This window comes from Pandoraea iniqua (assembly GCF_902459685.1).
GTDB classification, from domain to species: domain Bacteria; phylum Pseudomonadota; class Gammaproteobacteria; order Burkholderiales; family Burkholderiaceae; genus Pandoraea; species Pandoraea iniqua.
Genome location: NZ_CABPSF010000010.1, coordinates 145,965 through 164,715 on the forward strand (window position 1 = coordinate 145,965; position 18,751 = coordinate 164,715).

The 18,751-nt window shown below is 64.4% G+C and carries 17 protein-coding genes; 8 read left to right on the forward strand and 9 right to left on the reverse strand.

The window, feature by feature from the left end:
- Positions 1-181: 181 nt before the first annotated feature.
- The 4 genes from PIN31009_RS25640 to PIN31009_RS25655 all read left to right on the forward strand — a co-directional run bounded on the left by PIN31009_RS25640 (position 182) and on the right by PIN31009_RS25655 (position 5,356).
- Positions 182-898, forward strand: a complete 717-nt coding sequence (locus PIN31009_RS25640) for a polysaccharide biosynthesis/export family protein (RefSeq protein WP_150686613.1) — start codon at positions 182-184, stop codon at positions 896-898.
- A gap of 103 nt (positions 899-1,001) precedes the next feature.
- A complete protein-coding gene (locus PIN31009_RS25645; RefSeq protein ID WP_150686612.1) occupies positions 1,002-2,294 on the forward strand; it encodes a hypothetical protein in 1,293 nt (430 codons plus the stop codon).
- Positions 2,272-3,978: a glycoside hydrolase family 44 protein gene (locus PIN31009_RS25650; protein ID WP_150791955.1), complete on the forward strand. Its 1,707-nt coding sequence runs from the start codon at positions 2,272-2,274 to the stop codon at positions 3,976-3,978. The genes PIN31009_RS25645 and PIN31009_RS25650 overlap by 23 nt, the downstream gene beginning before the upstream one ends.
- Position 3,979: 1 nt before the next feature.
- Positions 3,980-5,356 (forward strand): lipopolysaccharide biosynthesis protein, encoded by a 1,377-nt coding sequence (locus PIN31009_RS25655; RefSeq protein WP_246185857.1) that lies wholly within the window; start codon positions 3,980-3,982, stop codon positions 5,354-5,356.
- Here the strand turns inward: PIN31009_RS25655 and PIN31009_RS25660 are convergent, their stop codons facing one another.
- Together PIN31009_RS25660 and PIN31009_RS25665 are read right to left on the reverse strand one after the other, a co-directional pair.
- A complete protein-coding gene (locus PIN31009_RS25660) occupies positions 5,357-6,286 on the reverse strand; it encodes an NAD-dependent epimerase/dehydratase family protein (RefSeq protein WP_150791956.1) in 930 nt (309 codons plus the stop codon).
- 13 nt (positions 6,287-6,299) lie between these two features.
- Complete coding sequence (locus PIN31009_RS25665; protein WP_150791957.1) at positions 6,300-8,003, reverse strand: FAD-dependent oxidoreductase; 1,704 nt, start codon at positions 8,001-8,003, stop codon at positions 6,300-6,302.
- 221 nt (positions 8,004-8,224) lie between these two features.
- Between PIN31009_RS25665 and PIN31009_RS25670 the strand changes: the two genes are divergently transcribed.
- Entirely contained in the window at positions 8,225-9,034 is an 810-nt protein-coding gene (locus tag PIN31009_RS25670) for a WecB/TagA/CpsF family glycosyltransferase (RefSeq protein WP_150791958.1), read from the forward strand.
- A 47-nt stretch (positions 9,035-9,081) separates the two neighbouring features.
- Here PIN31009_RS25670 and PIN31009_RS25675 read toward each other — a convergent pair whose 3' ends face one another.
- A complete protein-coding gene (locus tag PIN31009_RS25675; protein ID WP_246185858.1) occupies positions 9,082-10,497 on the reverse strand; it encodes an undecaprenyl-phosphate glucose phosphotransferase in 1,416 nt (471 codons plus the stop codon).
- Positions 10,498-10,757: 260 nt separating this feature from the next.
- The gene (locus PIN31009_RS25680) at positions 10,758-11,264 is read right to left on the reverse strand and encodes an outer membrane lipoprotein (RefSeq protein WP_150791959.1); all 507 of its coding nucleotides are present in this window, start codon (positions 11,262-11,264) and stop codon (positions 10,758-10,760) included.
- Between the two features lie 441 nt (positions 11,265-11,705).
- Between PIN31009_RS25680 and PIN31009_RS25685 the strand changes: the two genes are divergently transcribed.
- A complete protein-coding gene (locus tag PIN31009_RS25685; RefSeq protein ID WP_150686606.1) occupies positions 11,706-13,184 on the forward strand; it encodes an MFS transporter in 1,479 nt (492 codons plus the stop codon).
- An 85-nt stretch (positions 13,185-13,269) separates the two neighbouring features.
- On the opposite strand, the gene PIN31009_RS25690 is transcribed toward PIN31009_RS25685, so the two are convergent.
- On the reverse strand, positions 13,270-14,001 hold the full coding sequence (locus PIN31009_RS25690; RefSeq protein WP_150791960.1) for a hypothetical protein: 732 nt from the start codon (positions 13,999-14,001) through the stop codon (positions 13,270-13,272).
- A 274-nt stretch (positions 14,002-14,275) separates the two neighbouring features.
- Positions 14,276-14,749 (reverse strand): CBS domain-containing protein, encoded by a 474-nt coding sequence (locus tag PIN31009_RS25695; protein ID WP_150686604.1) that lies wholly within the window; start codon positions 14,747-14,749, stop codon positions 14,276-14,278.
- Positions 14,750-15,336: 587 nt separating this feature from the next.
- Here PIN31009_RS25695 and infA point away from each other — a divergent pair.
- The gene (gene infA / locus PIN31009_RS25700; protein ID WP_058376259.1) at positions 15,337-15,558 is read left to right on the forward strand and encodes a translation initiation factor IF-1; all 222 of its coding nucleotides are present in this window, start codon (positions 15,337-15,339) and stop codon (positions 15,556-15,558) included.
- 286 nt (positions 15,559-15,844) lie between these two features.
- Here the strand turns inward: infA and PIN31009_RS25705 are convergent, their stop codons facing one another.
- The 3 genes from PIN31009_RS25705 to PIN31009_RS25715 form a co-directional block, all read right to left on the reverse strand.
- Entirely contained in the window at positions 15,845-16,141 is a 297-nt protein-coding gene (locus PIN31009_RS25705; protein WP_058376258.1) for an acylphosphatase, read from the reverse strand.
- Between the two features lie 204 nt (positions 16,142-16,345).
- Positions 16,346-17,458: a metallophosphoesterase gene (locus PIN31009_RS25710; RefSeq protein WP_150792000.1), complete on the reverse strand. Its 1,113-nt coding sequence runs from the start codon at positions 17,456-17,458 to the stop codon at positions 16,346-16,348.
- Positions 17,459-17,600: 142 nt separating this feature from the next.
- Positions 17,601-17,993 (reverse strand): nucleotide pyrophosphohydrolase, encoded by a 393-nt coding sequence (locus PIN31009_RS25715; protein ID WP_150791961.1) that lies wholly within the window; start codon positions 17,991-17,993, stop codon positions 17,601-17,603.
- 427 nt (positions 17,994-18,420) lie between these two features.
- Between PIN31009_RS25715 and PIN31009_RS25720 the strand changes: the two genes are divergently transcribed.
- Positions 18,421-18,744, forward strand: coding sequence for a 2Fe-2S iron-sulfur cluster-binding protein (locus PIN31009_RS25720; RefSeq protein WP_150792001.1), 324 nt, complete (start codon positions 18,421-18,423; stop codon positions 18,742-18,744).
- The last annotated feature ends 7 nt before the right edge of the window (positions 18,745-18,751 follow it).

Below are 18,751 nucleotides of genomic sequence, written 5' to 3' on the forward strand. Positions count from 1 at the left end.
GCCGGGCCATCAAGTGTGGCTTCAAGGCGCATATCTTACGTAAGATCGTCCCCCGAAAGTCTCCCAAGATCGACTTTTTTCCCCTAAATCCGACAAACATTCTTCGCGCTTGGCGAGAACGCCCAAGTGCACTAGAGTACGGTCCAAACCGACCAATCCCGGCCTCTCGCCATCATTACCGATGAACATTTTCCGCCCGGCCTGCGTTCTGGCACTGATGACGCTGACAGCCTGCTCTCATACCTGGGTTGACACGAAATACCAGCAACCGGCCAATTTCGCGACTTGGGTCGACGCCGCGCCGTCGCCCTACCGCCTGCTGCCGGGGGACGATATTTCCGTCGTCCTGCCGTTCAACATCGAGCTCAACTACAAGGGACGCGTCGCGCCCGACGGCACGATCGCCATGCCGTTTGCCGGCAATCTGCCTGCCGCGGGCCAGACGCTCGCGCAGTTTGGCGAGACCGTCGACCGCGCGCTGGCGACCGGTGGCATGGTCGCCAATGCCCGTGCCCAGATCGCCGTGACCCAGACGGCCGCGCACATCTTCGTGGGCGGCGAAGTCGGCAAGCCGGGCGAACTGGCCCTCACGCCGGGCATGAGCGTCATGCAGGCGATCATCACCGCACAAGGCCTGCTCGACACCGCCCGCACCGGCGAGATCGTCCTGATTCGCCGCAGCCCGGACGGCCGTCCAATGTTGCGCACCATCGACGTGAAGGCACTGACGCAGCAGGGCGACCCGGCGCAGGACATCGTGCTGACGTCCAACGACACGATTTTCGTGCCGAAGTCGTCGATTGCCGAAGTGGATCTCTGGGTCGACCAGTACATCAACAAGGCACTGCCGTTCAACAAGAACGTGAACTACGACATCAACGGCGCACGTTCCTTCTGATCGTTCATGACCGGCTGTCGCAGGGGCTCTGCGCCGGCCGGGTTTGCCAAGCTTACTCACCGAATTCAACCGCTTCGTGACAGCCGGGTCGCATTCCCTCGAAATGACAGCAAGCCGCACCGAAGCGCCGGTGGGCGAACTGCCGCCCGTCTTTGCCGACGGCGCCTCGCGCGCCTATGTGATCTGGTGTCTGGTGCTGGTGCTGCCGATGTTCGGCCAGACCTTTCACTACATTACGGCGCTGTATCCGTTGTGGGCCCTGTCGAAAGCGTTTCCGGTGCTCACGCTGCCGCTGGTGCTGCGTCTGGGGAGTCAGCCGCGCTTTCCCATGACGCGGCAGGTGCTGCTGAGTTTTGCGTGGCTGCTGATCATCCCGAGCTTCGCCGCCGTCATCTATTTCAACGAGAGTTTCTTCGTCAGCCTGACGGCGCAGGTCAAACTGCTGCCGATTCTGTATTTCTTTTCGTTTCTGGCGCTGCTGCTCATGCTCAAGCCGACGCTGGGCGAGTTGGGGCGCAGCTTCGTGATTCTGGGCACGGTCGTCGTCGGGGCACTGATCCTGATGTGGCTGGTGGTACCGGCCAGCTGGTACAAGGAGACCTACGTCTTCGGTCAGGCACCGTTCTTCACCGCCGACAGCCGGGGGCATCGCATCCGGATGTCGATGTATTTCCCGTTCATCCTGCTGTTCTTCTGCTACCGCCGCGCCTATTTCGAGCGGAGCTTCCGGTATTTCGTGGGCGTGCTCATCGGGCTGGCGGTGGCGCTGCTGATCGTGAAGTCGCGCGCACTGGCCATCGGCATCGTGGCGGTGCTGGTCATCAATACGTTCGTCTGGGCCCGCCCGCGTGCACGGATCGGGCTTTTGCTGGTGGTGCCCGTGGTGCTGGCGTCGGTGTTCTCGATGGGGTATCTGGCGACCATTTTCAGCGCGGGCGCCGAGACCGGTTTCGATACGCGCCGCATTTCCGCCCAACTGGCGACACGCTTCCTCGGTAACGAGCCGATGCGCTGGCTGTTCGGCGTGGGCACCATCAGCCCCGCGAGCGGCGACAGCCTGATAGGTTACTTCCACCACTTTTTCTTTCTGGCGGACATCACCTGGCTGGGGATCGTGTTCGAGTTCGGCCTGATCGGTGCGCTCATCATTCTGGCCCTGCAACTGCGCGGACTCTTCTTCTACCGGCACCTGCGCGCGGAGGTCGAAGACGACTTCCTCGGCGCACTGTTCGACTATCTGAAGTTTGTTCTGCTGGCCTCGTTCTTCTACCCGCCGACGCTCGCGCCGGGCGAAACCGCCGTCATTCTGGCGATTTTTGCCTACATCTGGCGCGCGGGCGGCTTTGATCGGCGGGCCGATCCCCGGAGTTTCCATGCGCGTTTTGCGGCACCGTAGCCCCCGCTCCCGTTTCATTCAATTGGCCGGGGCAGCGCTGCTGCTGTCCGCCGCAGCCTGCACCAAAGCCACCCCCGGCGAGTTGCTGCCGGTGACCATCGCGGTGGATGCGGCGGCCAGCCGCCATCCGATCAATCCGTACATCTACGGCATCAACTTCGGCACGACGGCGATGTTGCAGGACCTGCGCGTGCCGCTCAACCGCTCGGGCGGCAATAGCGCCTCGGCCTACAACTGGCGGCTCGACGCGCGCAACGCCGGGCGCGACTGGTACTACGAAAGCCTGCCGGTCAATCCCGCCGATATCAACGATCAGTTCGGCGACCGGTTTGTCGCGCTGACGAAGGCGGCCGGTGCGACCCCCATCGTGACGATTTCGATGCTGGGGCGTGTGGCCACGCTGTCGCGTGCCCGTGAGCGCCTCGCCAGTTTCTCGATCGCCAAATACGGCCTGCAACAGAACCACGACGTGGATGGGATGACCGACGCGGGCAACGGCATCCTGCGCGACGGCACGCCGGTCGTGAATGACCCGAACGATGCCACGGTGCCCGACGACCCCGCCAGCCAGCAGGCGCGTGTGGCGGCGCTGGTGCAACAGTTCGGGCCCGCGCGTGCGGGCGGCGTGCGCTATTACGCGATGGATAACGAGCCGAGCCTCTGGCAACTGATTCACAACGACGTGCATCCGACAGGCGCGCACGCGAGTGAGATTGCGGCGAAAGTGATCGCCTATTCGCGCGCCGTGAAGGCGGCGGACCCGGGCGCACAGGTGATCGCGCCCGAAGAGTGGGGCTGGAACGGCTATCAGTACAGTGGCTTCGACCAGCAGCATTCCATCAAGCATGGCTATGCGCAGGCGCCCGACCGTCAGCGCGAGACCGGCGGCATGGCTTACGTGCCGTGGCTGCTGGCGCAGTGGAAGAAAGCGGGCCGGCCGATTGACGTCTTCAGTCTGCACTTCTACCCGCAGAGCGGTGAATACGAGGAAGCGCCCACCGGCAATTCGTCCACGATTGCGCTGATGCGCAACCGCTCCACGCGCAATCTGTGGGACCCGAATTACAAGGACCCGACGTGGATCAACAGCGTGGTGGCGCTGATTCCGATGATGCGTCAGTGGGTCGACACGTATTACTACCCCGGCACACCGATCGCCATTACCGAGTACAACTGGGGCGCCGATACGCGTATGAACGGCGCGACGGCCCAAGCGGATGTGCTGGGCATTTTCGGCCGTGAAAAACTCGACATGGCCACGCGCTGGGGCACGCTCGATCCGTCGATGCCGGTCTACAAGGCGATCAAGCTTTACCGGAACTACGACGGGCACGGCGGCGCGTTCGGCTCGACCAGTGTGGCGGCTACCGTCCCCGACCCGGATACCGTTTCGGCATTCGCGGCTTTGCGTGATGACGGCGCGATGACCGTGGTGGTCATCAACAAGCAACTGGACCGCCCTGCGCAGACCACGATTTCGCTCGCCAATTTTGCCGTCGGCGGTGCGGGCGAAGTCTGGCAGTTGGTGAACAACGAACTGACGCGCGCCCCCGATGTGGCAGCCACGGACGGTGCGCTGCGCGTCGATTTGCCGCCGCAAAGCATCAAGCTGCTGGTGTTGCGAGGCACGGCGCAGCCTGCATTGAAGCCCGCAGGCAAGCCCACCTCGAAACCGGCGAACTGAGATGACCGACACGCGCCCGCCGCCCGCCAAGACCGGGGCTTCGATGATTCGCGGCAGCGTGATCAGCCTCGGCGTACGCCTGCTCGATCTGCCCAGCCGCTACGGTTTTCACCTGCTGATCGCCGCGGCGCTCGGCGTGGTGGAGACCGGCAATTTCTACATCGTGTTCAGCACGATGGTGGCGCTTGCCGGGTTTGGGCGTCTTGGCGTCGATCAGGCGCTCACGCGGCAACTTGCCATGGACGTGGCCTCGGGGCAGTTCGGCGCCGTGCGTCCGACCATCCGCCGTGCGCTCTCGCTGGTCGTGCTCACCTCGGTGGCCGTGTCGGTGCTGCTCGCCGCCGGCGCTGCGCTGTTCGCCGACGACATCCTGCGCAAGCCGGGGCTCGCGCTGCCACTCATGCTGGGGGCGCTCTCGTTCGTTCCGCAGAACCTCGGTGCGGCTGTGGCCGGCGCGCTCGCGGGGTTGCAGCGCGTGGGCTTCAGCCAGATGATTTATTCGTGGCTCTGGCCGGCGATCTTCTGCGTGGCCGTCATCCCGCTGGTTGTCACGGGCCACCTGACGGTGATCAACGCGTTGATACTGATTGCCGCGAGCTTCACGCTCACGGCGATTGTCGGCGCCGTGCTGCTCCGTCGATTTCTGCGCGACGTGCCGAAGCAAACCATGACGAGCGACGCGGCACCGGCGGCACCGCATCCTGCCGCCAAGGGGCTGCTCAAGACGGGGTTGTCGCTGTTCTCGCTCGAACTCACCAAGTTGCTGATTACGTCGGCGCCCGCCATCGTGCTGGGCATCGTTGCGTCGTCACGCGAGACGGGGTTGTTTGCGCTTGCGTGGCGTCTGGCGCTCGTCGTCAATCTGCTGATCAGCGGTGTGACGGGCATGGCCGCGCCGCGCTTCGCAAGCCTGTATGCGCGGCACGACACGCCGGGGCTGGAGCGCAGTGCGGCGCAAGCGATTGGCTTGGTGCTTTGTCTCGCGCTGCCGGTCACCGTGGCGATGCTCGTCATTCCGCAGCACTTGCTGGGCCTGTTCGGGCACGGCTATGACGATGGTGCGACGGCGTTGCGTGTGCTGGCACTCGGGCAGATTGCCGCGGCGTGCTTTACCGCCATGCCGGAATTGCTCGGGATGACAGCGCACACGCGGGCGCTCATGCGGATCAACGCGGTCTCGGTGGTGGTGCTGCTGGCCGGGTTGGCGTTGCTGGCGCCGTCCGGCGGCAGCGTTGGCGCGTCGGCGGCAGCCTCACTGGCGATTGCGGTGAATGGCGCGGCCGCGACGTGGGCCGCGCATCGACTGCTCGGGGTGTCGCCACTCGCTGCGCTGCGGCGTTGGGTGGCGGGTCTTCTTGCCCGGAAGGCCCGCAGCTAATTACGCGCGGGCGGCTTCCGCTTTGACGGCATCGCGCCACGGTGTCCAGTTGAGACCAAAGGTTTGCTGGGCCAACTGCGCATCGAGGCAGATGTCTTGCTGCCAGAGGCGGGCGAGCGACGGCGGAATCGGCGGTGGCAGGTTTTTCAAGCCGACCTTGCGGCCTGCGATTTCTGCGATCTTCAGCGCGGGGCCCAAGAGTTTCGTTTCGAGCTTCAGTTGCTTGGCCCCGATGCGCTTGACCGGCGTCGCGCCCAGCGCCATCGCATAGGCGGTGAAATATTCGTTCCAGCGCGGGGCCTCTGCCATGGCGAGGTTATACGCGCGCCCACCGGCGCCGGGCGTGCGCAGCGCACTCAGTGCCGCGCTCACGACATCGTCCACATGCACCAGATTGCTGTGCGCATCGCCCGCGGCGCCGAGGTCGCCGAGGCGGCCTGCGCGCAGCAACTCAGCGATACGCGCAGACCACTGCGGGCTGCCGCCTCCGTAGACACAACCCGGGCGCAACAGCGCCACGGTCGGCAGGCCCGCGAGCGCCTTTTCGGCTTCCATCTTGGCGATGCCATAGGCGCTCTCGCCCGCGAGCGTCGCCGTCTCGTCGATATGCCCTTCGACGCCGCCATACACCGCCATCGAGCTGAAATACGCCACCGGCACCGGCGTGGTGCGCGCGTTCAGCGCATCGCGCAACGCGTGCGCATTGGCCACGATGGTTTCCGGCGAGCCCGCTACGCAATTCACGAGACCGTCGACGTCTTCGAGGGCTGCCCCGAGCGAGGCGGAGGAGAGGGCGTCGACGACCCGCAGACCCGGGCCGGCGCGGCGCGAGGCGGCGACCGGTTCGGCCCAATCACTGGCGGCAAGTGCCTGAACGACGTGGCGGCCGATAAAGCCGGTCGCGCCGGTAACGAGGATGCGGGCTTTCATGGGGCGGACGATTTCACGAAGAGGTGGATGGATTGGCTGACGGCGGCATGGGTAAGGACGAGACGTTCCCCTGCTGCCGGAGATGATCGGCAAGGCGCAGGGCCATGGCCACGATGCTCAGTGTGGGATTGGCCTGCCCCGAGGTCGGGAAGACCGCAGCGCTCGCAACGAAGACGTTGTCGGTTTCGTGCAAGCGGCAATCGGCGTTGACGACGCTGGTGCGCGGGTCGAGACCCATGCGTGCGGTACCGATGTGGTGCCCGCCATAGGCGCCGTAGCGCGTCATTTCGGCTTCCACTTGGGACGGATCGTACGAGAAGCGTCCGACGCCTGCGCGCTCGACTTCCTGCGCGAGTGCGGCGAGTGTCCGGGTCACGGTCGCCACGTCTTCATCGCAGTAGCGCCAGTCAATGTGAATGCGCCGCTGGCCCAGCGTATCGATGGCGTCACCCAGCATCACGCGGCTCTCGGGGTTCGGCGCTTGCTCGGCATGGAAGTCGAGGCTGAAACGCAGGTTGGCCGGGCGCACGATGATCGACGGGAATTTGCGGTCCGCCAACGTGCGCTTGAGCGCCCAGTGTGTCAGGAACCGAACGGTGTTCGGTGCGTCGACGATGACGTTGCGCAAGTGCGCCAGCCAGTTCGCGAGCGAATTGTCGGGCGAATCGCCGTAGAGGCGCTTGGCGTATTCGTAAGGGACGATGGGGCGTGCGAGATACAGCGCCGACAAGATGCCGCTGCCATGCCCGGCATCGGGAATGCGCGGGTGATGCAGCCGCGCGACGAAGTTGCCGACGCGAAGGTCGTGCTGAGCTTGCGGGCGCAGTGCAAAGCGGCGGCGGCAGTAAATGCCTTCGTCAGAGACTTCGTAGCCGTGGTACACCGAGGTGGCCGCCGCGAGGTCCATCGTACCGATGGTGCCCGCGATGTGGCACATGTAATAGCGGCCCACCACGTCGTGCGCATTGCCAAGGCCGCGGCCGCTGGCGCCCGGGCTATCGAGCAGCAGTCGCGGCACTTCCAGACCGCCGGTGGCGAGCACGTATGCGCGTGCGGCGACGGTGAACATCTTGCCATCCAACGTGCGCACTTCGGCCGGACCGACCAGGCGCGCGGTGTCGTCGCGCTGGGGCAGGCGGCACAGATTGGCGTGCTGCACGACGCGCACGCGTCCCCGGGCCAGACGGGCCCGATAGCGGCCGCCGAAATCGGTCGGACAACTGAATCGTTCCAGCGTGTTCGTGGTGAACAGATCGCTCTCGAAGTTGCCGATCATCGGCGACGACGGCTTCGTGAATGCGCGCTCGGCGGTGTAGGCGAACTCACCGGCTTCGCACAACGTATTGGCCTGCGCGTACCACGGCATCAAGTCGTCGAGGGTGATCGGCCAGCCGCTGTGCGGCATGTAGTCGCGCGCTTCGAAATCGATCGCATCGAGCGGCATGCAGCGTCCGCCCCAGAGCGTGGTCGAGCCGCCGAAGCGGCGTACCCGGTAGCTTTCCGTGGGGGGATGAAGCCGCGCGTCGGCGACGGTGCCGTCGTAGAGTGCCTGCGTGGCGGGCTCGGGGGTGTCGCTGCCGCTTTCGAGCAGGATGACGTCGAGTCCGCTGGCTTCAAGCGCCAGCGCGAGGGTGATGCCGGCGGCACCTGCGCCGGCAATGCACAAGTCGGCTTGCAGGCAGGCGCCGGAAGGAATGTCGTGGGCGTCGAGAATCATCGTCTGCGGCAACTCGCGGCGTGCTTACAGCAGTTAGGGAAGGGGCAGGACGGATAGCCGCTGCGATGGTAGCTGATCCACGACGTCAAGACGACGACTTTCCGCAACAGGTGCGCGCGCGTGTGGTGAAAAGTGTCACTGACGTCATAGGCCCGCTGATACTATCGTGCCTGCCACCCGAACGGATCCGGCTTCGCCGGACGACAGGAATACGATAGGTCATGACCAGTGACACGGATCTGAACGCCGCACCCGTCACGCGCTCGCGCGACGTCTTCGAACCCAGCGTTGCCCTGTTCGGGCTGAATCTCGCTGCGGTGCCTTTCGATACCGCCGTCGATGTGCTCGCGCATGCCAGTGTGCAACGCGACGGACGCGCACGAATCGTGGTGACGCCGAATGTCGATCACATCGTGCGGCTCGACACGCAGCCCGAATTCAAGCGCGCCTACGCCACGGCCGATTATCTGTTTGCCGACGGCATGCCGATCATCTGGGCCAGCCGCTTGTTCGGCACGCCGTTGCCGGGCCGGGTGACGGGCGCCGATTTGCTGCCCGCGCTTTGCGACCGTGCCAGTGCGACCGGCGGCAAAGCGGTCTTCGTGGGGGGGCATCCCGAATTCGAAACCCGGATTCGCGAAGGGCTCGCCGCGCGCTTCCCGGGGCTGGATTTCACGCTGATCGTCCCGTCGATGCGCTTCGATCCGACAGGTCCCGAAGGCGATGCGATTGCCGAGCGTGTTCGCGAGATAGCGCCCGATCTGATTTTCGTGTGCGTAGGCATGCCGAAGCAGGAGCGCTGGGCGATGGCCAACGCGGCCAATATGCCGGGCGGATTGATGCTGTGTGTGGGCGCTGCGATCGAGTTCGCTGCCGGGATGCAGCGGCGTGCACCGAAGTGGATGCAGCGCACGGGCTCCGAGTGGATCTGGCGCATCTTGCAGGACCCGGGCCGCATGTGGCGGCGTTATCTGGTCGACGACCGGCGCTTTGTCGGCATCTGCTGGCGGCAGTGGCGTAACGGCCGCTAGTCAGCCGCTAGTCGGCGTACGTCAGCGTACTGGCCTGCACGCAGGCCTTACAGCGCGTTGTGCCCGGTGATCATGACCGGAATGGTCTTGAGCAAAATCTTGATGTCGAGCCACAGCGACCAGTGGGTGATGTAGTAGCGGTCGTACTCGACGCGGCGCTGCATCTTGTCGGGCGTCTCGGTCTCGCCACGCAGGCCGTTGATCTGCGCCCATCCGGTAATGCCGGGCTTCACACTGTGACGCAGCATGTAACCCGGAATCAGACGCCGGTACATCTCGTTGTGCTCCTCCGCATGCGGACGCGGGCCGACGAGACTCATCGCGCCCCCCAGCACATCCAGCAGTTGCGGCAACTCGTCGAGCGACGTCCGGCGCAGATGCCGACCAAGTGTCGTGATACGGCTGTCGCCCGCGTGCGCCTGACGCAATCCGCCGGTCGCGGCCGCCGCAGCATCCTCCGGCTGAACGACACGCATCGAGCGGAATTTACGCACGATGATCGGCTGGCCGCGTTCGCCATAGCGTCGCTGCCGGAACAGGACCGGGCCCGGCGAATCGAGCCGCACGGCAACCGCGATGCCGATCATCACCGGCCACAGGAAGAACAACAGTAACGAGGCACCGGCGATGTCCATGCCGCGTTTGATCATGCGCAGGAAGCCCTGCACGGTGATGTCGTGCAGCGCGAGCAGCGGCACACCGGCCAGATCGGTGCCGGTCAGCGGCAGGTCGCCCGGGAAGCGGAATTCGGGCAGCAGATAGATGGCCGCCGTCGAGTCGTACAGGCGGTTGACGATGTCGGCGGTGAGTTCCTTGTTGTCCTGTTGCCCGATGGCGATGAAGACAATTTCGTAGTGGCTGGCTTGAATATGCGCCGCAGCGTCGGCATAACGGCCAAGGTAGGACGGCAGCACTTCACCGGCTTCCGGCTCGACCGGAGCGTCGTTGTAATAACCGGCGACCTGAATGCCGAGAATCGGCGAGCGGCGCAGGCGCAGATTCAGCTTGCGTGCCTCGGGACCGAAGCCGAAGAACGCGGCGCGGCGCTGGTTACCCGGCGCATTGTTGATGCTGTGGGCGGCACCGCGCAACGCGGCCAGCCCCAGCATCTGCAAGGGCAGCGCGAGCAGCGCCCATTCGGCGAGCATGACGCGCACGTCTTCCGGGCGGTCGTACGTCAGGAACAGCAGCACGATCATCGTGAGCAGCACCCGGCACCAGCGCATAGCACCGCGTCCGAGCATCCATCGGGCGTCACGGGCGCTGGCCAGCAGATGAAATCGGGCAAAGACAATGAAGGCCGCCACACCCAACGCGCTGACGAGCGTCAGGCCGTACGGGGTATAAGGATTCTGTCCGTTGAATAGCAGGACAGCAAAGAAGGCGCCGGCATTGAGTGCTGCACTAATGCCGCCGACCATCGCCATGAAGAGCCGATGGTGATAAGTCGTCTGGGTCGACATGACGGATGCGAAGGGTTGCGGTAACTGACGGATTCGACAAAGTTCCGGAACGGCGCACAGCCCTAGCCCTCCGATGGTCGCGCGTATCTTATCAGGCCAAATAGTCTTTGCGTATGGCGCCAGACCCCTCGATCGACGCGACTGTGTCGCGTTTGACACGCCCCAAAAATAAAACGCCCGCCGGGCAAAACCGGCGGGCGTTTCACTGTAGCGAATCGTACTTTGCTACGTGCGGCGTCTTCTGATATTCCGTGCTTAGCTTAGTACGGATACACCGTATCGTTGGCGACGGCAGCACGTTGGCCTTGCTGCACGCGCAGCGGCGGCGCCTGCGTCACGGTGGCGACGCGGCCATCGTCCAGACGCACGGTAATGCGGTACAGCACATTCGGCTGACCCATGCCGTTTTCGATGCGGTTACCCGCGATAGCACCGACCACGGCGCCACCGATGGTGGTGGCCGTGCGTCCGCGCCCGCCGCCGATCGTGTTGCCGAGCAGACCGCCGGCCGCACCACCCAGCACCGTACCGAGAATGTTCGGGCTGTTATTCGCGCCGTTCATCTGCTCGATCGATTCGACCCGGCCATACAGCGCGCCCTGCGGTGCCTGCTGCTGCGGCGGTTGCTGATAGCCCGGCTGTTGGTAACCCGGTTGCTGATAACCCTGTTGGTAACCGCCACCGTATTGCTGACCCGGTGCGACGCAACCGGCGAGCAGGACTGCGGCCAGTGCCGCGCTGATTCCCGTAAGTGCTTTGATCTTCATTTTCAGTCGTTCCTCGTGAGCGTGAGGTAAATGCGCCGTCACCATGGAGGTCGGTAACTTCGCGCACTATGTGCCACATATCTTGCGACCACGACGCGGAATGTAGGGTTCCGCAGACATTCGTGCTGTAAGAAACGGTAAGCATTTGTAATGGCGCCAAGCCCGATGTGGCGCGGGTTTGCGCGAGCCTCCCTGTTTTTGAAGCCTGCCTCGATCATATTCCCATGCGGTGGGACTTGGGGTCATGCCCTGTCAATGCGAGCGGGGTGAGGGGAAGCCACTATATATAGTCGTGAAATTTGGTCGATGTTGCCGGTAAATTCGGAAAACGTGCCGATTGGCGCGGGAATCGTCTAAGCATATAACCAGAAAGCACTTGGTTGACACGGTACCAAGCGGTAACATCGCGACCTTTCGTCCCTGCTTTTCCGGTTCCGCATCATGTCTGTCGACGTTTCCCTGTCTCCCGCCGCATCTGCACCCGCAGCCACTGCCGCATCTACGGCTGCCCGCCCGTCCGGCCCCGCCGTCATCCGCTCGGCGGGCGACGTTGCGCAGCTCGTCAACGAAGGCGGTGCACGTGTCTCGAATGCCCGCTGGATCGTGGCCATCGCCCTCGGCGGCGTGTTCCTCGACGCCTACGATCTGGGCGCACTCGCCTTCGGTCTGAAAGACGTAGCCCGCGAGTTCAACCTCACGCCTGCCGGCACCGGCATGGTCGCGTCGGCAATCACGTTCGGAGCCATCGTCGGCGCGTTTCTCGGTGGCTACTTCACCGACCGCATCGGCCGCTATCGCGTGTTCATGGCCGACATGCTGTGCTTCGTCATCGCGGCAATTGCCTGCGCGTTCGCACCGAACGAGTACGTGCTCGCCGGTGCGCGCTTCGTGATGGGGCTGGGCGTCGGTATCGACTTGCCGGTGGCGATGGCGTTCCTCGCCGAGTTCTCCAAGTTGAAGGGACGTGGCAATAAGGCGGCGCGCGTGGCGATGTGGTGTCCAACGTGGTACGCCGCGATTTGTGCGTCGTATCTGCTCGTGCTGCTGTGCTACTCGGTGCTGCCGTCGTCGCATAGCGCACTGCTGTGGCGGATCATTCTCGGCTTCGGCGCGATTCCGGCGCTGGCCATCATCGCCGTGCGCAGCCGCTACATGAGCGAGTCGCCGGTGTGGGCCGCGAATCAGGGCGATCTGGAAGGGGCAGCGAAGATTCTCAAGCGGTCGTATGGCATCGATGCGGTGGTGGCTGCCGACGCCGAACGTGTGACGGCCAAACGGCCTGCGGCGTGGAGCAACTATGGGGCGTTGCTGCGCGGCGTGTATCTGCGCCGCACGACGCTCGCGACCATCATCGCGGTGGCCTCGTCGTTCGCGTATAACGCGGTGGCGTTCGGCTTGCCGGTGATCATCGCGAGCTTCCTCGCACAATCGATGCTCACGACGATTCTGATGTCGCTGGCGCTCAACCTGCTGTTCGCGTTCACGGGTGGCTTGCTGGGTGTGCGGCTCGTGCCGAAGGTCGGTGCGTGGAAGTTGACCGTCATCGGTTACGCCTTCCAGTTGACCGCTCTCGTCGGGCTGGCGCTGGTGGGCAAGCCCGCGAGCGGGGTGCAGGTGGCATGGGCGTTGGGCTTTCTCGCGCTGTTCCTGCTGGGGCAAGGCTTTGGCCCGGGTGCGCACTCGATGACGTTTGCGTCGCTGAGCTACCCGACGTCGCTGCGCGGCGTGGGCGTGGGCTTCAATCAGACGCTGATGCGTTCGAGCTCCACCGTGTCGCTGTTCCTGTTTCCGGTGCTCGCGGCGGCGCTGGCGACCAAGGTGTTCTGGGTGATCGCGATCGCCCCGGCTATCGGGCTGCTCGCGCTGCTGGCGATTCGCTGGGAGCCGTCGAACTACGACGTCGACGCTGAAGATTTCTGATTGGTCTTTCGCGTCAGTCGAGTGGGTGCAGCGGTGGTCTTGCCGCTCGCCCACGGTGGAATTTTCTGCGACGTTTTTTGATGCCTCAACGCATATCCGGCGAGAACAATCGTTCTCGCTTCATGAACGGGTCGATGTCTGCGGCCTGGTTGCGATAGCGCGCACAGCGCTTCTTGCCATTCATCTCGATGCATTCCCGGGTGCCCAGTGGGTTGCCGCCTTCGCGCGTCGCCGATGGGCCGCTGACGGACGAGCGTCCGCTCCCCAATGCATTGTCGAACGCGCGCTGCGTGGCCGATCCCGAGGCATTGGTGTCGTCTCCGCCAGCGGCAGGGCGTTGCGACTGGTCGGTAATCACACGCTCGGCTGACGCCGCCGGTGCCGAGGCCCGCGAGGGCGGCAACTGGCCGACGCCACGCGCAATATCGGCGCGCCAGTCGGGCGGCGGGGTGGCCGGCGCTATCGGCGCGGTCTGCGCAGGCGGCGTGATGGCGCGAGGCGAGGGGAGTTCGGGGGTGATCGGTTTAGGCGGAGCGCCGGGTGTCGCGGGCACCGGCTGTGCTCTGGGTAAGCGGGTGGCGGGCGTCGTCGTGGGTTCTGCCGGCTGGACGGCTTTTGCGCTGGCAGGCGGTGTCACCGGTGCCGGCGTTGTTATCCAAGTCACCTGCATCGCAGGGCGTTGCGTGTCGTCGCGCAGGTCCGGTAATTCAGGTAGCCATTCACGCAGTGCCACGCCCGCGAGCCCATGGGCGACGAGCACAGCGACGGCGATCCAGCCGATACGGCGACGGATGCGCACACGATCGATGTCACCCACACGGGGCGCAAAGCTTGCGAATGTCGATGCTGCGAGGGAGGGGGCGATGGCAGGCGCGAATGAAGAGAGGGGCGGCAAAGTCAGGCGTCGCGACGCGAGCGGAGGCCGTCAGGGAATTGCATTCTGGCACAGCCCAGTGCCGCGCCGCAGCGCAGGGTGTGTGAGGTGAAATGAAAACGGCGCTTCTGCTGAAGCGCCGGGATGTTTAGGCGGGATGTGAGGGGGCGTCAGCCCCGTCCTCGAACGGGCGGGGGAGGCGGCCCATGACCCGTCGTTAGTTGGGGCGTGGCGTGCGGCTGGCGAGCGCGGCGCCGCCACCCATGATGTAGTTCTCGAGCTGATCGATGGTGAACTGCTGTTCGGAAATGATCGCCTTGACCAAGTCGCCGATCGACAGCAGGCCGACCAGTTCGCCGTCTTTCATGACCGGCAGGTGGCGAATGCGGTGCTCCGTCATCAGCGACATGCACTCTTCGTTGGTCTGTTCCGGGCTCACGTAGCGCACGGCGGAGGTCATCACGTCACGCACGGGGGTGTTGACCGACGTCCGGCCCATGAGCGCCACCTTTCGCGCGTAATCGCGCTCGGTGAAGATGCCGATGATCGAGCGATCATCCTCGCTGACCAGCACCGCGCCGATGCGCGCTTCTGCCATCAAGGTCAACGCATCGAGTACCGAATCGGACGGGCGCACTTTATACACCGTGTCGGCCGACTTGGACTTCAGGATCTGAGCGACTGTTTTCATGGTCATCCTCCTGCGGGGTACGGGTACTTACAGGATAGTTGAGGCCACGTTGCGCGTCACGCCCGCGTTGTCCCGGAGGGGGGAGGGCGGGCAGTGGACGGGAAGTAGGGGCCGCTGAACGTCCCGAATGATGCATTGCGCCACAAATTGATGACAAAAGCCTCCAAAATGGCACATTCCGGACAACTTTTCCCCACGAGCAACACAGATAGGCGTATCCTAGCGGGATCGGCGAAAATTCGCCGATCATCGCCTGACGATCGCGAAATGCTTTATCGGCGCCGCTGACAGCCTTGTCCTGCGAGCCGAATCACTCGCTGTGCCGATGGCGCAGACCGACCGGTCTCCGCCCTCCCGACACGCACTGCTCGTCATTGTGGCACTGCCGCAATGTGCCTTGCTCCTTCGAACTCTCGCCGCGTTTCGGTGCGCCGCCATGACAGTCATGGCAGGTCCGCCGGGTAGGCTCGTTTGGCTTCGATGGATGCCCTGCAACCCACAGGGCGTGGCGACGGTATTGGCGAACGAACCTTCAGTAACACCGGTGCTGCGCTCATCGCGAGCGGCACTTACAAGAGGATACGATATTGGCCAAGGAAGAATTGATCGAATTCGGCGGAAAAGTCGAAGAGGTATTGCCGGACAATCGCTTTCGCGTCACGCTTGAAAATGGCGTGGGCGTGATTGCTTACGCGAGTGGCCGTATGCAGAAGAACCGCATCCGCATTCTCGCGGGTGACCGCGTGACGCTGGAAATGTCGCCCTACGATTTGACGAAGGGCCGCATCAATTACCGTCACAAGAATTAAGGTCAGCGCTCAAGTCTGACCGGCGCGCCAACCGCAGCCCGTCCCGGGCATCGCCACGGCGCGCATAGAAGCGATGCGCAGCGACTCGATGGTCGCTGCTCGTCACTTCGAATGTCTTAAATCCCCACTCGTTGAACCCTGCGTGAATCCCACGTGTGCGGCCGCCAATTTCGCGCGACCGACGCTCACGTCTCGTATCTGCGTTCTGCCGGTGCTTGCTTCCCCAGCCTTTCCAGCATTTCCAGCCTTTCCAGCATTTCCAGCATTTCCAGCCCTCGCAGCTTTTTCAGAGCTGTTCGAAGCGGTCAAAGCGACGGCCGGTGTATTCCACTTCGCTCTCGAAGTCGATCACGCGTGCAGCGGGCGGGCCGCGTCGCATCCATTCCAGCATCTTGTCGACCTGTTCGGGCGTGCCCTGCACCACAGCAATGATGTCGCCCTCCGGCAGCGCCTGCACCCAGCCGCGAACGCCGATCAGATGCCCCTCGCGTACCGCGGCATGGCGGTACCCGACGCCTTGGATCTTGCCGCGCAGGCGCACAGCAACGGTTTCAAGCGCGGAGGCAGGAGGCAATGACTTCATGGCAGCAGAGACGAGTACGGAGATTGAATCGCGCAAACGAGCGCGGCGAACGCAGGCGCAGAGACGGAATGCACGGAATGCGCGGAATACGTGGAATGCGCGGAACGTAGCGGAATGCGGTGGCGGAGGGCGATTGTAGCCTCATCGCGTGTCCGTGCCTGCCAAACGCTGCGCAAACGGCGCCCAATCATCACTGAACGCCGCTCAGGCGTTCCCCGGCACCAGCCGGATACGCGTAATTTCGGACGGCGCCCCGAAACGCTTGGGCGGGCCCCAGTAGCCGGTGCCCCGGCTCACGTAGATCGCCAGACGTCCCAGCCGGTGCAGCCCATGCACGAACGGCTGCTGGAGCGGCACGAAGTACATCCACGGCCAGAACTGACCGCCGTGCGTGTGGCCCGACAATTGAAGATCGATGCCCGCTTCGGCCGCTGCCGGTGCGCTGCGCGGCTGATGCGCGAGCAACACACGCGGCACGTCTTCCGGCGACCCTGCGACAGCCGCTTGCGGGTCGCTGCGCTTCTCCGGATCGAAATGATGCGCACCGAAATCGGTGACACCCGCCACCGTCAGCGCGGCGCCTTCGTGATCGAGCACGACATGCTGATTCTCCAGCACGGTGAGGCCGATACGGCGGAGCTCTTCCACCCACGCCGGCGCCCCCGAGTAGTACTCGTGATTGCCTGTGCACACGTAGGTGCCGTGGCGTGACTCAAGTCGACCTAGCGGCGCGATGTGGTCGCGCAACGCGGGCACGCTGCCATCGACCAGATCGCCGGTGATGGCCACGAGATCGGGCTTCAATTCGTTGGTCGCGTCGACGATGGCGTCGATGTAGCGGCGGCGAATCGTCGAGCTCACATGAATGTCGCTCAACTGCACGATGGTGAACCCTTTGAGTTCCGGCGGCAGATTGGCGATCGGGATATCCACGTCGACCACGCGTGCGAGCCGCCGCGCGTTGTAGAAACCCAGCACCGTCGAGGCAGCAGTCAGCAGCAACACGATGACGGCGGAGCGCGTCACGAGCTGCGCGTCGAGCACCGAGAACGCCATCGCCACGCCGAGCACCACATCGCGCAGCAGCGTGAGCACGAACAGCGACGAGAAAATGCCGACCGCCATCATGCCGGACCAATTCAGCAAGGTGGCGAGCGGCTCGCGCTGGAGCGCACGGCTCATCAAGCCGAGCGGAATCAAGACGGTGGAGGCGATGAGCCACAACGCGCCGACCACCTTCCAGCCCATGCCGACGGGTAGCGGCGTGAGCAGCCGCCAGCCGATATAGGCATGCAGCAGCGCGATGATGGCGAGCATCAGCCAGCGCGGACGCGCAGGCAGCGTGCGGCGCGACGACTTGCCCTGGCGGTGAGCCGGGCCGTCGGTCGCCCCTGACGGGGCACGAGACGCTTGTGAAGTTTGCGACATATCGGTGTCTGTAACGAAATTGGGGGAGAGACTACGCCGGCGGCGCCGGGTACTTCTGGGCATTCATGACGAGCTTTTCGGTCACGGCGCGGTTCAGATCCACACCCAGTACCGACGACAGGCGCACGAGATACATGGCGATGTCGGCGAGTTCCTGCTCCACATGGCGTGCTTCGCTGCTCGCCATGACCGCGCCGGCTTCCGCCTCGGTATGCCACTGGAAAATTTCGACCAGCTCTGCCACTTCGACGGACAACGCCATCGCAAGGTTCTTCGGCGTGTGATGCCGATGCCAGTCACGCGCGTCGGCAAAGGCGTGCAGCGCGCTTTCCAGACCCCGGGTGTCGATCAGACGGGCATGTCCGTTGATATCGGACGATGCAACATCGGCAGGCGAATCCGGGGATGAGGGCGCTTGGCTCATGGACGACGGAATAAACGTGAAAAAAGTTGAATAAGGTGGCGGGCGATCGCATCGCCGCCATCGCAGAGGGTCTGCGAAACTTCGATATTGGGGCGGCAGCACAAAGCGCAATGGTGCGAGTCGAATGACTGACGGGGGCCATGATGATGGCGATCGTCATCGTCCGGGATGCCATCGGCATCGTACTCGCGACAAAAAGCCGCAGGAACGGGTTATGGTAGCGCGTTGATGCCGGACGCGCGCTGCACCCCGGGAAGGGCCTGCACATGGGCCATCGGCGTTCATCGTCAGTTGCCGCCACGTGTCGTGAACCTTGAATCGCGGACCGCGAGCCACGAATCGTCTCCCGACATCCTTACCTTGGATTTCCAACCTTTACACCGTGGACAGCTTTACCCCCGACCCGCCGCCCAGCGCCGATTCCGCCGTGCCTGCCGCGCCCGAACCGCACCGCTACCGCGTCACACTGCTGCCCTCGGGCTGGCAGTTCGACGCCCCGGCCGATGTGCCGCTGCTGTTGGCCGCGCAGGCCGCCGGCATCAAGCTGCCGAGCCTGTGCCGCAACGGCACTTGCCGCGCCTGCCTGTGCCGCGCGCAGAGCGCTGGCGACCCGGCCCCGGCGTCGGTAGCCTACCGCATCGAATGGCCGGGCCTGTCGCGCGATGAAAAGGCCGAGGGCTGGCTGCTGCCGTGCTGTAGTTACGCGCGTGCCGACCTCACCATCGACGCGCCCGACGCCGCGCTTTGTTAAACTTGCC

Coding starts and splice junctions, on each gene's coding strand:
- PIN31009_RS25640 (WP_150686613.1), top strand. CDS start 182: ATGAACATTTTCCGCCCGGCCTGCGTTCTGGCACTGATGACGCTGACA.
- PIN31009_RS25645 (WP_150686612.1), top strand. CDS start 1,002: ATGACAGCAAGCCGCACCGAAGCGCCGGTGGGCGAACTGCCGCCCGTC.
- PIN31009_RS25650 (WP_150791955.1), top strand. CDS start 2,272: ATGCGCGTTTTGCGGCACCGTAGCCCCCGCTCCCGTTTCATTCAATTG.
- PIN31009_RS25655 (WP_246185857.1), top strand. CDS start 3,980: ATGACCGACACGCGCCCGCCGCCCGCCAAGACCGGGGCTTCGATGATT.
- PIN31009_RS25660 (WP_150791956.1), bottom strand. CDS start 6,286: ATGAAAGCCCGCATCCTCGTTACCGGCGCGACCGGCTTTATCGGCCGC.
- PIN31009_RS25665 (WP_150791957.1), bottom strand. CDS start 8,003: ATGATTCTCGACGCCCACGACATTCCTTCCGGCGCCTGCCTGCAAGCC.
- PIN31009_RS25670 (WP_150791958.1), top strand. CDS start 8,225: ATGACCAGTGACACGGATCTGAACGCCGCACCCGTCACGCGCTCGCGC.
- PIN31009_RS25675 (WP_246185858.1), bottom strand. CDS start 10,497: ATGTCGACCCAGACGACTTATCACCATCGGCTCTTCATGGCGATGGTC.
- PIN31009_RS25680 (WP_150791959.1), bottom strand. CDS start 11,264: ATGAAGATCAAAGCACTTACGGGAATCAGCGCGGCACTGGCCGCAGTC.
- PIN31009_RS25685 (WP_150686606.1), top strand. CDS start 11,706: ATGTCTGTCGACGTTTCCCTGTCTCCCGCCGCATCTGCACCCGCAGCC.
- PIN31009_RS25695 (WP_150686604.1), bottom strand. CDS start 14,749: ATGAAAACAGTCGCTCAGATCCTGAAGTCCAAGTCGGCCGACACGGTG.
- PIN31009_RS25705 (WP_058376258.1), bottom strand. CDS start 16,141: ATGAAGTCATTGCCTCCTGCCTCCGCGCTTGAAACCGTTGCTGTGCGC.
- PIN31009_RS25710 (WP_150792000.1), bottom strand. CDS start 17,458: ATGCTCGCCATCATCGCGCTGCTGCATGCCTATATCGGCTGGCGGCTG.
- PIN31009_RS25715 (WP_150791961.1), bottom strand. CDS start 17,993: ATGAGCCAAGCGCCCTCATCCCCGGATTCGCCTGCCGATGTTGCATCG.